The organism is Erysipelothrix sp. strain 2 (EsS2-6-Brazil) (genome assembly GCF_016617625.1).
Lineage (GTDB): Bacteria > Bacillota_I > Bacilli_A > Erysipelotrichales > Erysipelotrichaceae > Erysipelothrix > Erysipelothrix piscisicarius.
Map to the genome: position 1 here is coordinate 139,109 of NZ_SBAR01000001.1, position 15,611 is coordinate 154,719.

At 38.5% G+C, this 15,611-nt stretch carries 8 protein-coding genes; all 8 read right to left on the bottom strand.

The annotated features are described in order from the left end of the window. Positions 1-151: 151 nt before the first annotated feature. The 8 genes from EPJ89_RS00595 to EPJ89_RS00630 all read right to left on the bottom strand — a co-directional run bounded on the left by EPJ89_RS00595 (position 152) and on the right by EPJ89_RS00630 (position 15,497). On the bottom strand, positions 152-6,130 hold the full coding sequence (locus EPJ89_RS00595) for a Cna B-type domain-containing protein (RefSeq protein WP_161636587.1): 5,979 nt from the start codon (positions 6,128-6,130) through the stop codon (positions 152-154). A gap of 180 nt (positions 6,131-6,310) precedes the next feature. Next, positions 6,311-8,668 (bottom strand): DNA translocase FtsK, encoded by a 2,358-nt coding sequence (locus tag EPJ89_RS00600; protein ID WP_200548773.1) that lies wholly within the window; start codon positions 8,666-8,668, stop codon positions 6,311-6,313. 14 nt (positions 8,669-8,682) lie between these two features. Next, positions 8,683-10,341, bottom strand: coding sequence for a ribonuclease J (locus EPJ89_RS00605; RefSeq protein WP_161636589.1), 1,659 nt, complete (start codon positions 10,339-10,341; stop codon positions 8,683-8,685). 143 nt (positions 10,342-10,484) lie between these two features. Then, positions 10,485-11,249 carry a TIGR00282 family metallophosphoesterase gene (locus tag EPJ89_RS00610; RefSeq protein WP_125164625.1) on the bottom strand — a complete coding sequence of 255 codons (765 nt, stop codon included), beginning with the start codon at positions 11,247-11,249 and terminating at the stop codon, positions 10,485-10,487. Further along, the gene (gene rny, locus EPJ89_RS00615) at positions 11,249-12,805 is read right to left on the bottom strand and encodes a ribonuclease Y (RefSeq protein WP_161636590.1); all 1,557 of its coding nucleotides are present in this window, start codon (positions 12,803-12,805) and stop codon (positions 11,249-11,251) included. The genes EPJ89_RS00610 and rny overlap by 1 nt, the downstream gene beginning before the upstream one ends. Positions 12,806-12,917: 112 nt before the next feature. Continuing rightward, the gene (recA, locus tag EPJ89_RS00620; protein WP_200542676.1) at positions 12,918-13,943 is read right to left on the bottom strand and encodes a recombinase RecA; all 1,026 of its coding nucleotides are present in this window, start codon (positions 13,941-13,943) and stop codon (positions 12,918-12,920) included. Between the two features lie 31 nt (positions 13,944-13,974). Further along, positions 13,975-14,568: a CDP-diacylglycerol--glycerol-3-phosphate 3-phosphatidyltransferase gene (gene pgsA / locus EPJ89_RS00625; RefSeq protein WP_125164628.1), complete on the bottom strand. Its 594-nt coding sequence runs from the start codon at positions 14,566-14,568 to the stop codon at positions 13,975-13,977. Next, positions 14,568-15,497: a helix-turn-helix domain-containing protein gene (locus EPJ89_RS00630; RefSeq protein WP_237558265.1), complete on the bottom strand. Its 930-nt coding sequence runs from the start codon at positions 15,495-15,497 to the stop codon at positions 14,568-14,570. The genes pgsA and EPJ89_RS00630 overlap by 1 nt, the downstream gene beginning before the upstream one ends. Positions 15,498-15,611: the final 114 nt, after the last annotated feature.

Sequence of the window (15,611 nt, forward strand, 5' to 3'; positions counted from 1 at the left end):
CATTTTTGCACCTTTTCATCACAAAGTTATCACGATTCCTTACAAAATGTATCTAATGAACAAACTTAAGCAATTGTTCACTTATTTATGGCATTAAATACACAAGATTTTGCACAATAAAAAAAACCTACGTTTATGTAGGTTTTTTAGGCTATTTTCGTTTTTTGCGTCTTAGAATTAATCCCATCGCAATAAGACCCAATGCAGCAGTATACTGCATTTGCGATCCACCAACCCCTGTATTTGGAAGAGCACTCAAACGATTTTTACTCATTCCCAATACATTAATACCATGGAGTGGTGGCACAGATGGTTTTGTTGGTCGATTGTTGAGCGAACCAACACCATTATCGATTTTTGTATAAGTGTTAATAGCGGTTAAGCCATCCGCACTGTATGTAATTTTATAATCAGGAACATCATGTTCCACAATATGATATTTAATGCGTTTTCCAAAGTCATCAAAAACAGGCTGACCTCTGAAACTAACCGACTTCACACCCGATCCCAAGATTTTTTTCACACCAAGGGGTTTATTATTGGCATAAAGTTCAAATACAACATCAGGCTTTTCATCAGGTCCACCTACCCACACTTTATGAGCGGTGATGGTTTGTGAACCTGGGTTGAAGGTATTGGTTACGGTTAAACCATCTTCACTGTAATGGACATCATAAGCTTCATGCTTTGTACGCTCTTTCACTGTATATTGAATGATTGAGCCATCTTGATTACGGATCGGACGATTTGTGAAATGAGCTTGTGTCATGCCATCTGAGAGGCTTACAGATTGATCTGTCTTAGAACCATCTGCATACAAGTCAAAAATCACCGTTGGTCGATTACTTGATGCTCCACCGACCCATTTTTTAGTAGCAATGACATCACGTAGGCCTGGATCATACGTATTGGTTACCGTTAGACCATCAGAACTATAACGTGCAATATAATGTTCCGGACCACCGATTTCTTCAACACGATATGCAATTTTTGTACCCTCCGATGTATAGACTGGAACATTCGTAAAGGTCACCGTCTTAGCACCTGGTGATAGAACTTGCGTTATACCGGTTGCTTTTTGATCCGCAAAAAGTTCAAAGGTAACCTCAGAATGTGTCATTGGACCACCATCCCATAGTTTAGTAGCAATCACATCACGAACACCTTGATTAAAGGTATTGGTAATGGTCGTTCCTTGATACGATACATCATAATTTTCAGGAACATCCCGTTCTTGTACGGTATACGTAATATCAATACCTGCTTCATCACGTTTTGGAAGGTTTTTAAATATACCGGCCTTTTCACCCGCTTGAAGTGTTATTGCGTGCTCTGTTTTAACGTTATTTGCGTATAAATCAACCACAATTGTCGGATGCGTATCGGGTCCATCAACCCATACTTTAGTAAAGGACACTTCCGTGACCCCAGGATTATACGTATTGGTTACCGTTAATCCATCATCGCTGTAAGAGGCTTCAAAATGCTCAGGTCCCTCGATTTCTTTGACACGATACTCATAAAGACGGCCTTGTTGATCATTCACAGGAAGATCTGTAAACGTTACGGAAGCCATTGATGGTAAAAGCGTTTCTTTTTGATTCGATACCGCTTCAAAATCGTTATCTTCAACTCGTCGATAGAGTTCGAATACAACACGATCCCGCGCTTTTTCTCCGCCAGACCACTTTTTAAAGGCGGTCACGGATTTAAGTGGAGACTGATAGGTGTTGGTAACCTCTATAATATTTGCATCACGAATTGGTGATACGGTTTCTGTATAATTTTCTGGAACGGAAACTTCACGAACCGAGTATTCATACGGATTCCCTTGATGATCATTTAAGGGCACATCCACAAAATCAAGGTGTGTTTGACCTGAATGTAATTGAGCTTCAAATCCTAAAACATCTTCAAAGACATTTTCGGTCCCTTTTAGACGTCGTGTTAATTGGAAAGAGGTATCAGGTCTCACCGTTGGTCCATCAACCCATGTTTTTAGAATACGAATGGATGTTTTCGGTGACACATAGTGATTATAGACGGTTAACCCATCAGGGCTGTATTGTGTAATCGTATTCGGAACTGACGTCAATTCCTTTACAAAATAGATGTAGGTATTCCCCTCATCATCGCGAACCTCTAAATCTTTAAAGACAGTGGTTGTTTCACCATCACGTAAGGTTTGAACCCTACCTGTTGATGTACCGACTTTATCAGTTGGTGAAGACGCACGGCGAAGTTCAAACTGTATCTCAGGACGTGGACTCATGCCGTTGGTCCATACTTTTTTCGCAACCACATCCCGTACTCCATAATCGTAGACATTGGTCAAGGTAACGTTGGTATCTCCATCATGCGAAATGTTTTCAAGGCTATAGTGTTCGATTTCATTTACCTCACGAACACTGTAGAAATACGGAACATTCTCTTCACTATATTTCGGTAAGTTCGCAAAGACAACGTCATTATCTCCAGGAACCATAGTTTGCATAATCCCCGTAGCCGCTCCATTACGCGTTAATTCAAGTTCGAGGGGAATTGAAGGTCCTGGACCACCTTGCCATATTTTCTTCACATTTAAATGCGTTACCCCTTCTTGGAAGGTATTGATAACTGTCAAACGATCAGAGCTGTATGAAACAGAATAATTTTCCGGAACGCCTAACTCACGAACAAAGTACGTAATGGTTTTCCCATCCAAGGTTCTTTCAGGTAAATCCGTAAACGTTACGATCTGTGCTTCGGATTCCTTTAAAACGCGTTCCCCATTAGGTACAGGCGTTTCAACACCATCAATTTCTTGATAAAGACGAAGGGTAACGGTTTCTTTGCGTCCACCAATCCATTTCTTTTCAGCCGTAACGGACATGCTTCCTTGATTATATACATTTATCAATTCCAGCGGATTGGAACTTTCTATTTGAGTGTATCCAGTTGGTACCTTTACTTCATGAAGTCGATATTCAATACGACGTCCATCAAACGCAAACGTTGGCATGGAGTCAAAACGCACAGTATCATAACCGCTTTTTAAAAGCTTAGAAGCAACATCGCTATCACGATACTCTGTCTCACCTTCATACCGTTCTTGAAGTTTAATTTCAATATCAGGTTTAAGATCTGGTCCGCCACGCCATAGTTTCTTACCGTAAACCGGTGCTGTCTTCACATCAAAACGGTTGATTACGGTTAGTGGGTCGGAGTATGAATTTAACCCTAGATAACCTTCTGGGACATCCACCTCATTCGCGAAATACGTAATGGTTTTTCCATCCAAGGTTTTAATTGGAAGCACACCAAAATGAGCCTCCGTTTCACCATCTTTAAGTTCAATCGGTGCAAGGGGAACTGGTAATATGTCATTGGATCCCTCAATACGTTTTGAGAGTGTTAAAGCAATGGTTGGTTTTGGACTTGGTCCACCCTCCCACACTTTTCGCGCAATAATGGGTTTTGTCGGAATTTGATAATCGTTAATGATTTTTAAATCTGTCCCTGCTCCTTCATAGCGGGTTGAATAATTGTCTAACTGGGTAATTTCTTTAACCGTATATACAATCTCTCCCGCATGGTCTTGTTTTGGTAGATTTCGATAAACCACGTGTGTTTGACCATTTCTTAAAGTACGTTTCCCGTTTGTGACAGGAGCACCATTTGCGTACAATTGAATTTCAATATCTGGACGCGTAACGGGTCCATGATTCCAAACCTTCTCTACATTTACGGAAATCATATCCGGTTTAAAGGTATTGGTGACAGTTAAACCATCCGTACTGTAGTGAACTTCATAATGTTTTGGAATATTTGCCTCACGAACAGTATAACGAATTTCTTTACCGTCTTGCGTCGTTTTAGGAAGCTGTTTAAACGTTACAGAACCTTCACTTAAGTCTTTATATACACCATTAACCGCTGATGTTACACCATCAATGGTTTGGTACAATTGAAACCTAACTGTTGGATGTTCCCCTGAGTTTAAGGAATCCACCCAAACTTTGTTTGCGGTAACATCCATGTACTCCATACGATAGGTATTGGTTATGGTTAAACCATCTTCACTATACGTTGCGTCATACCCTTCTGGAACCACGACTTCACGAACACGGTAAACAATTTCTTGACCCTTGTCATTGTATTTCGGCATGTCTTTAAAGGTATAACTCGTTTCTTGTGAGAGCGTTACGGTGTGTTCAGTATCAACACCATCCGCAACTAAAACATATTCAGTGTCTGGATGTATCGGACTGCCTCCCACCCATTTTTTAGTCATGGTTACATCTTTTAATAGGTACTCATTTTCAATATGATTGGGTTTAATCACTGTTTCTTTATAATTTTTAGGAACTTCAACTTCTCGAATACTATACTCTATCGCAACGCCTCCTTTATAAGCAGGTAAATTTTGAAACGTTACGGAGTTTTCTCCGCTAGGAATTTCCATAATACTTCCCTCAACAAGATCTCCATTGGCATAAAGTTGAACGGAAACTGAAGGCTTCGTAGAAGGCCCTCCATTCCATGTTTTAAAAACTTTAAAATCTGTCAACTCTGTATCTTTAATAAAGGTATTTGTAACAAAAATTTCATTATTTTCATTAATTGGTGTGATTGAAACCTTATATTCATCGGTTGCGAACCCCGCTTCTTCGACAGAATAAACAATGGGGGTTCCAGTTTCATCAGCAACTGGAAGATTTTCAAAAACAACCGAAGATTTTCCACCCTCTAAGGTTAAAATACGACCTGCCTCAGAAGTAACCCCGTTAAGCGTTTGCATAAGGTTAAATGCAACAATCGGATGGGGTGAAGGACCACCAATCCATGTTTTAGAGACTTTAACTTCTGTTTTTTTAATTTCATTTTTAAAAACTGCAAGCGTCCCGACTTCCGCATGTTGATCAACATCCACGGTTACGGGTTTGGGATCCAAGACAAGCCAAGAAGGTGCCTCGACTTCTTCAATCGTATAACGGCCATCTTTCAGCGAAAGATTAACCACTCCCGTTTCATCGGTTGTTACACGTTCAACGAGGACACCACGATCATTTTTCACAGTAAAAGTAACACCCGATACAGGTGTTTCCGTTCCATCAATAACTTTTACAATCCTTAAAACACCCGGTTTTGGTTTATTTCCAACAATCGAACCGGATGCATAATGATTTTCAACAGATACATCTTTTTCAATGGTTTGGGGATAGCCTTCATGATCATAAAAACTCGCCACAGCTTTATTTTCCATCTCAGCCTGTTTCAAATCTGTGATTTTTGTGTTATACATGACTTCAATTGAAGTATAGTGTAATTTGCTTGGATGAGTTGCCACAATTAAAGACTGACCATTAATCCATACGCCACCATACTGATCTCGAAACGTCTGTTCACTAACCGTAAAGCGATTTCCGGTATGATCGGTAACCATAAATACTAAGGATCCTGGCATGTATTCATGACCTGTTCCAATTGTATCGCGTACCGTCATCTCAGACATAAAGGGTTCGCGTTCACCGTTTAATAGAAGAACCCATCGCACGACCTCTTCCTCTTCACGGGACATTCCGCCTAGTTTCGCAAACATCTCATAAGAACCACTTCCTTGAAATTGACCTTCAATTTGTACCGACTTTTGAGAAACATTCGTTCCAAGATTGGTATACAGTGTTTCTTTGATGTTTTGCGTATTATCATTAAATCCTTCAACTCTAAATGTGAAAGAACCTGCAATATTGTTGAGTTGATCCACTTCATCTGTAAACACAACATGAACATTACTTTCTGTCACATAGACATGACCGAGTGGTTTTTCAACCCCTGGCATGGTAAGCTTAATCGTTTGTGAGATTCCTTTGAGTCCCACGGAATAAGGAGATCCATTCGAATCTACTTTCTGCTCCATTGGTAATCGGAGTTCCATAACATCACCAGAATTCAACTTGCGATTTCCGGATTCCGCAAATTGAACTGTAACGCTGGTTTCATACCCATGGTTTAAATTAGTATTTGAGAAATTAAAATCAGTTATAAGACTGTTTTGATTTGCGACACGTGCTGTATCTGCATCCAACTGAACTCCAGTTGATACAAACATGACCACAGCCATCAAAAGTGCAAATAGCTTTCTTTTCATATACCCTCCCATGAATCCAAATATAAAAATTTAGACTAACGGTATCAATATACACTATTTTTAAGAAAATTTCACTACATTCGCACAATTTGTTCTCGTAATATACATAAACTTAACACAACTCCCATATATTTAACGATAAATGACAAATATAAGGTAATGGAGACAAATAAAAAAGCGCTATAAAGCGCTCTCTTGTTCAAGATCATCTAATTTTAAATAAACATCGCGGGGTTTACTACCCTGAGCTGGACCAATGACACCATTTTGTTCTAAGGCATCGATCATATTGGCTGCGCGATTATATCCAATTCTAAAACGGCGTTGTAATAGAGATGTTGATGCTTTTTTCTGACGAACAACATATTCTTGAGCTTCTTGGTAAAGTGGATCTTCTTCCACACCCAAGACCCCTTGGTTTCCATCAACACCATCTAATTTAATAAAGGAATCATCAAATCGTGGTTTTGCTTGGGCACTTGCTTTATCCGCAATTTTCTTAACTTCGTCATCACTGACATAACATCCCTGAACACGAATTGCATGCGGTTCACCCATTGGTACATACAACATATCGCCATATCCAAGCAATTTTTCGGCACCGGTCTCATCCAAGATGGTACGCGAATCAATTGCACTTGACACCGCAAAAGCAATTCTCGAAGGAATATTTGCCTTAATGATTCCTGTTACGACATCCACGGATGGTCGCTGCGTCGCGACAATAAGATGTATCCCCGCAGCACGCGCAAGTTGAGTAATTCTTTGAATACTTGTCTCAACCTCTTTACCGGCAACAGACATTAAATCTGCCAACTCGTCAATAATAACGACAATCCACGGTAATTTTGACAGATTTTCCGCAGGGAAGGCTTTCACTTTCTCATTATAAGATCCAATATTTCGCACCCCAGCTTTTGAAAATAAATCATAACGTTGTTCCATCTCCTCAACAACAACTTTCAAAGCTGCTGATGCCTTATGCGGATCATCAATAACCGGACCAATTAAATGAGGTATTTCAGTATAAGGTGTAAATTCTACTTTTTTAGGATCAATTAAGAGAAGTTTTAAATCTTCGGGAGACTTGGTGAGCAGAATGGATGTAATAATGGTATTCATACATACCGACTTACCGCTCCCTGTTGCACCCGCAACAAGTAGGTGAGGCATCTTATTCAAAGCCACCGTAATGGGTTTTCCTGTTAAATCCTTACCCAGTGCAACATTTACATTATCTTCTGACATAAATTGTGATGACCCCATCACAACATCTTTCATTTTAACTGGGACCATCTCAACATTTGGAATTTCAATCCCAACCGCACTTTTACCTGGAATCGGCGCTTCAATACGCAAAGTCTTTACTGCCAGTTCCATCATCAAGTTATCTTGAATCGATGCAATCCGACTGATCTTCACATTGCTGTCAGGTTTTAACTCAAATTTCGTTACGGCAGGACCAATATGGATATCCATAAGCGCTGCATCAATTCCAAACTGTTTTAAAACCGCAATTAACCGTTCCCCTTTTTCTTTAGCACTGGCTACATTCGCTTTGGATGTATTTGATCCACGTCCCGCCTCCAACAAGTGAATGGAAGGAACTTTGTAATTTTCAAATGAACTCGTTCTAAAATCTTCTCCTTGTTCCAGTGCTTGTTGGGTACTGGTTTTATCCGATAAGGAAACCGGATCTAATCCTGCATTTTTAAATCCAAATGGATTTTCTTCTAAATCCGTTGTCGGCGTAGCATCGGAAGAATCAGGCACATTGACATCATCCATTGTCATAAACGGTGATTTTGTGACTGATTCTTTCACCACATTGGGAGCATCAAACGAAATAAAACCGGCTTTTGTTGGTTCTGCTTCGCTTGCGTACTCATTTAATTTTTCATCCAGTTCCGCTTGTTTTTCCTGCATTGCCTTCACACGGCGCTTCGCTTCTTTTTGTTCACGACGTTTTTCTAAGGCAGACTTGGTTGCATCAGTACTCTTTTGTGCACTTCGCAACATTTCTCTTGGTGTAAATAAGAGCGCAAGACCACTTAGAATTAGCACAATTACAAAAAGCAAGACACCTGCACGATCCACAAGATATGACAACAGTCCAAATAAAACTGCGCCCACAACACCACCATAAGCATTCTCATTTGAATTCATAAAAATCTTCGGAATACGATTAAAATACTCCGAGATTACGGACAAACCGGACGCTTGGGGTTGTAGAAAGAAATTAACGGAAAGAATCATTGCAGTAAAAAGCAGACCCACGGCGGTCCAAAAACGCCATGTTTTATGTTTCGTATCCGTTCCAATCATTTTGTATCCTGTAATCCCAATGATTAAGATGTGGTAAGGCATCGGATATTGTCCCACTAAAATACGCATACATTGATTTAAAAAGCGGCCAACAACACCCAATTCAAACATCGCAATAATTGCAAGTGCAATTACAGAGAGTTCAACGACAAATTTAATGAGCTCTTGTTGTTTAAGCTGTTCTTTTTTTGTTTTCTTTCCCTTAGAACTCACGCAATCACCCCTTATCAAATATGAATTTCAATAATAACAGGTAAAATCATCGGACGTTTCCCTGTTTGTTTATAAATGTATTTAGAAATAACATCACGTGCTTCATTTCGCGCTGTAACGTTATCATATTTGTGCTTCTCAACAAGTTTAAGAATGGTTTGTTCAAGAATGACACCCACTTCTTTCATAATGTTATCTGCGTCTTTTAGGTAGATAACACCACGAGATTGCACATCCGGTCCGCCCAGAATTTCCTTCGTTTTGTTATTGATAACCATACCAACAATAATGGATCCATCTGTAGCGAGTGTTTGACGATCACGAAGCACCAATCCCGATGTATCTAAATGGTCTTTGCCATCGATTAACATATCTTCAAGTTTTAAGATTTCAGATGTCGTTTTTAAACGACCTTCATCAAACTCTGCGACTTGACCGTTATCCAAGATTACAATATTACCAGCGCTAATACCCATATCAACCGCAACACCTGCGTTTGCGACAAGATTTTGATATTCACCTTTAACTGGAACATAATACTTCGGTTTAAGAAGCGCAATCATCATTTTCAAATCTTCAACAGATGCATGCATCGGCATAACATCTTTATAGTTTAAGGACATTACTTTAACGCCATCTTTATACAATTCATTGATCATAGCTCCCGCGACGGCTTCCGTACCTGGAACAACTGGAGAAGCGACAATCACGTTATCGTTTTCATTCACTTCAACAAGTTGATCTTCACCCATCGCAATGCGTCCCATTTTATTAAAAACGCTAGGGCCAATATCAGACACAATTACCACGACATCTTTGATTTCATTATTAAACTTCTCAGGTTTAATTTCGAGACCTTTAGGCATATGATAGTAATTTAAACGTTCAAGATGCTTCATCAAACGACGTTGCTTCTCACCATAGAAAAACACTTTACGATTGAATTTTTGAGCCGTTTCAATCACTTCAATGAGTCGGTAAATATTTTGTTCATACAACGTCACAAGAATGCGCTCGTTTGTTTCTTCAAAAACACGTTCAATACGTTTTGAAATACGGTGATTAGGCGAAGTAAATCCTTGGCGTTTTGAAGCTACCGATTCAGCAGTTAATAAGAATACGCCTTTTTTACCCAATTCAGAGATATTTGCGACATCACACATAAATCCTTGATTACGCACATCAAAATCAATAATAAATTCACTCGAATGAACGACATATCCTTGATCCGTATCAATTGCAATTCCAAATGTATCTGGAATTGAATGTGTCAACCCAAAAGCTACAAAACGACGCTCACCAATTTTAAAACGGCTGTTGCGTTTAATTTTGTGAATGTGTGCATTCTTTACTTTATTTTCTTTAAACAAATCTTCAATCATAAGCGCAATAAGCGGCGTTGCATATACCGGTGCATTCACTTCCTTAACAAGATATGGGAGTGCACCCATTACGTCATCATGACCGTGTGTGATAAAAATTGCTTTAACACGCTTTTTATTTTTCTTTAAATATGATAAATCGGGAATGACAATTTCGACACCCAATTGATCAGTTTGTGGATATTTTAAACCTGCATCCACGACATAAATCTCGTCATTAATCTCAATGACCGACATATTCTTGCCATCTTCATCAAGACCTCCTAATGCGAGAAAACGAATTTTATCCATAAAATCTCCTTTTAATTAATTTCTATTATGATGTAAACCATTTCCTATATTATACACTAGATTTCCTTCACTTAAAAACGAAGCACTAATGTTTGCACAGAAACTTCAATAAAAAAACCAAGCAAGGCTTGGTTTTACTTACTTTAAATTGCAATTCTTTGAATTGACTTCGACTTCATCGTCTTATCATCAACATCAATCACTACAGCATTTAAGAATGCATCACCTTTGGCCACTTTGAAGTGTGTTTTTTCATTTAATATTACGCGATCATACAACTCATCAATGTCACGTCCAATAACACTATCACAAGCGCCACACATTCCGACATCCGTAATATAGGCTACCTGGCCAATAATACGTTCATCTGCAGTTTGAACATGTGTATGGGTTCCAACCATCGCATCAATTTCTTCAGAATAAATATGTGCAAATAACATCTTTTCGCTGGTCGATTCTCCATGGAAATCTACAAAGTAGTAATCATACTCCGTATTTTCTAAAAGCCAGTCCATATAAGGATAAGGCCGATCACCCACACGATTCATAAATGCTTCACCATAGAGGTTTACCACACAAATTTGTTTTCCCTGAACATCAAAAACTTTATAATAGTTTCCAAAATCAATGGGTTCAATATTCGCAGGTATCAATAGATTCGGACATGCATCATAATCATCGATAATTTCGCGTTTCGCAAATGTATGGTTTCCCATTGTAATGCACTCCACACCTGCTTCGGTTAATTGATTGTATATTTTCTTTGTAATGCCTTTACCATGTGCACTGTTTTCACCGTTTGCAATCGTAAAGTCTATTTCGTATTGCTCTTTTAACATAGGTAAGTGGTCAACAACAATTTGTCGACCACTTGCTCCTACGATATCACCTATAAATAATATCTTCATTACTTAGCTAACTCCATTGCGCGTAATTCACGAATCACAGTCACTTTAATTTGACCAGGATATGTGAGTTCTTCTTCTATTTGTTGACGAATATCACGTGCTAGTTTTACCGTTTGAAGATCATCGATTTCATCTGGTACAACCATAACACGTAATTCACGACCTGCTTGAATTGCGAATGCACGTTGAACTCCTTCACGAGTTGATGCAATCGCTTCAAGTTCTTCAAGACGTTGAATATAATTTTCAAATGACTCAAAGCGTGCGCCTGGTCGTGCTGCACTTAATGTATCCGCCGCTGCGACAAGTACGGCAATCGCACTGGTTGCTTCAGTATCACCATGATGTGATGCAATTGCATTAATCACAATTGGATGTTCATTATGTTTCTTCGCTAAACGCACCCCTAAATCCACATGGCTACCCTCGATTTCAAAATCAAGACCCTTACCAATATCATGGAGCAGACCTGCACGCTTCGCAAGTTTTTGATTTAAGCCAAGTTCAGCGGCCATCATCCCCGCTAAATTCGCAACCTCAATACTATGAGCCAAGGCATTTTGACCATAGCTATAACGATATTTCAGACGTCCCAGAATGGTTACAATTTCTTTATCCATCTTACTAATACCTAAATCAAACAAGGTATCCTGACCCGTTTTATTAATAACTTGATAAAGTTCTTTACGTGCTTTATCAACAACTTCTTCAATACGACCTGGTTGAATTCGACCATCAGTCATAAGCGTATCCAATGCCATTCGTGCAACTTCACGACGAATTGGATCAAAACATGATAATGTAATAATTTCAGGTGTGTCATCGATTAATAGATCGACACCCGTTGCATTTTCAAATGCACGGATATTACGTCCTTCACGACCAATAATACGGCCCTTCATTTCCTCACTTGGCAAGGTAATGACCGAAGAGGTCCGTTGCGTTGTTTCTTCTTGTGCATATCGCGAAATAGCAAGAGAAATTATGTTTCTTGCGATGTCTTCAGCCCGTTGATGAGCCATTTCTTCTTGTTCACGAATGTAAGTAAGAACTTCTTGCTCCATTTGTTTTTCAACAACTTCGAATAGTTCTGTTTTTGCTTCTGATGCAGGCATATGAGCAACTCGTTCTAATTCTCTTAATTGAACTTCTGTGCGTTCGATTAACGCCTGCTCCATCTTATCTAGTTTGGCAGTTCTAGCCTCTAAGTCACGTTGCTTATTCAACATTTCTTTATCTTTAGTCACTAAGTTTGCATCGCGAAAATTTAGATTTTCTTCACGGCGATCCAATTTATTTTCATATTCTTGGAGTTCCTTACGCTGCCCCTTAAGTTCCTTTTCAGCATTTAGTTTGATCTCATAAGCATGAGTTTTCGCTTCTAAATGTGCTTCTCTTTTTATTGATTCTGCTTTTTCTTCAGCATCTTTAATTAATGAATTTGCACGTTCCTTTGAACGGTTTAAACCTAATTTATTCACGACAATCATCGCAAAAATTGTCAAAATAAAAACAATAATACCAGTTAAGACGGAATATAATAGTTGATTGTCCATTCTATTCCTCTTTCTTTATTAAAAAAATATTTAAAAATTAGTTTCCTAATACTTATATAATACTTTATTAATGTGAATTCCACAAGGACAAAAAAAAGAATGATATATATTATCATTCTTTATCCTCTTTTTTCTCTAAAACTTCACGTTTCGGTAAAATAATCTCGCGAATCTGTGCAGCAATCTCTTCTGTTATCTTAGGATTATCTTCTAAGAAACTTCGAACCGCTTCACGACCCTGTCCGATTTTCTCATCTTTGTAAGAATACCAAGATCCACTCTTATTGATAAAGTCATATTGAACACCGAGATCAATGACTTCACCAATATAACTAATACCTTTACCATAAATGATTTCAACTTGTGTGGTTCTAAAAGGTGGGGCTACTTTATTTTTTACGACTTTAATATTGGCTTTATTCCCAACAATATCCGTCCCTTGTTTAATTTGTTCACTGCGACGAATATCGAGTCGAACTGAAGAGTAGAACTTCAACGCACGGCCACCTGGTGTTGTTTCAGGATTACCAAACATAATTCCCACTTTTTCACGAAGCTGATTAATGAAAATTGCGGTACATTCCCCTCGGTTCATGCCACCGGATAGCTTACGCATTGCTTTAGACATCATTCGTGCTTGTAAACCGACTTGAGCATCACCCATTTCACCATCGAGTTCCGCTTGTGGTACCAGTGCCGCAACACTGTCAACGACAATTAAATCAACAGCACCGCTACGAACTAAGACATCCACAATTTCCAATCCTTGTTCACCACTATCCGGTTGTGAAAGAATTAAATCGTCAATGTTAACACCTAAATTTTGAGCATAAATAGGATCAATCGCATTTTCAGCATCGATAAATGCAGCTTTACCACCCGCTTTTTGCACTTCCGCAATCGCATGTAATGCAAGCGTTGTTTTACCGCTTGATTCAGGGCCATAAATTTCAATAATACGACCTTTAGGGTATCCGCCAATTCCTAGTGCAGCATCCAAACTGAGCGATCCTGAACTAATAGCGTCAATATCAACCGCAGCTCGATCACCCAAGCGCATAATTGAACCCTTACCAAATTGTTTTTCGATTTGTTTTATTGCATCATCAAGAACTTTATCTTTTTTTGCGTCTTCCATACGATCCTCCATATATGAAACTAAACAAAGACTACATACTTTCTGTAAAGAATGAACGGCTTTGAATTACATACGAAGCCCCACTTAATACTGACATCAAGGTTGCAAACCATACTGCAATCGATGAAACTGGAATATGATATAACTCAAATGGCAGATTATTGAGTAAGACTAAAATAATTGCAATCATTTGCGCAACAGTCTTTACCTTACCTAAATACCCAGCAGCCATAACCATTCCTTTTTGAGCAAGTAACATTCGCACTGCATCCACAATGGTATCGCGCCAAATCATAATTAAGACTGCTACAACAGGAACAATGCCTTGGTAGGCGAAAATAATAAATAATGTATTTACAAGAAGTTTGTCTGCAATTGGATCTAAAAACTTCCCAAATACAGTAATCATATTACGACTGCGTGCAAGATAACCATCAAGGAAATCCGTAAAGGATGCGACCGCAAACAGTACAAGCACTGCAATATTTTTATACGACAACATCACGGTATCAATATTTATGTAGGGAACCGTAATCCCAAAATGACTGTAAGGAAATAATTCCACCAATACAATAATTGGTATTAGAATAATTCGAAAGACGGTTAGTTTATTTGCGATATTCATTAGTTAGCTCCTCCAACAAACTTGAAGGTAATTGTTGCATAGTCGGGTAAGGTTGCAATTGAAGCATCCATTTCGACTTTTTCACCATTCAGTTTAATCTCATTACCATTCATGTAACCAAATGTTACTTCCAGTGACTTCCCATCCGCAACATTGAGAATAACACTTGCTTTCTCATTAGCATTAAAAATCTTAGCAGCTGGATTTGCAAGCTGTTGGCCATCTTCGGTAAAAGAGGTCCAAGAAGCATTATGGAATTCAAAATCAAACGTTGCTTTTTCATCCTTAACCCAGTTTTTCACTTCATAAACAACACTTGATCCTTCAATCGATTTTTGAGCGACTTCAAGTTTTGTTTTTTCAGGTTCTTTTGGCTTTTCGGTTTCTGGTTTTTTCTCATCTTCTTTCTCATCTTCTTTTGGATCTTCTTTTGGAACTACGATGGTACTTCCTGGATCTTCAATCGGATCTTTGACATTGAGACTTCCACTTAATAATTTATAACCACCAAAGAATAATAGTGCGAGAATCGCAATCGCAAACAAGAGCATCGCAATTGTTTGTAAATCCATTTTCTTACGGCCTTTCGATGCGGGTTTGCTCTTAACTTTAGCTTGCTTCGATTTTTTTTGGACATTGCTTGTAATTTCATCTTGCTTTTTGATTTGTGAAACCGTAATGGAATCTGTATACGCATTAATCGTATCATCCAACTCACTTCGCAATTCATTATAATCAATATCTAAAGCATTCGCATAATAACGTACAAAGTAGCTCAAATACGATAAATCGTCTTTGAAAAATTGAATATTTCCTTCTTCAATTGCACTCAACTGTACGGTTGATAATTTCGTTTTAACACTCATTTCTTCTAATGAGTAACCTTGTTCTTTACGGCGTTCTTGTAGTATTAAGCCAATTTTTTCCAAGTTATGCTCACCTTCCTTACACATATAAAATAATTATAACAATCATTACACTTTATTACAATGTAATACGTGTGCATTTGTGAAATTAAAAAAAGGAGTATTTCTACTCCTAAA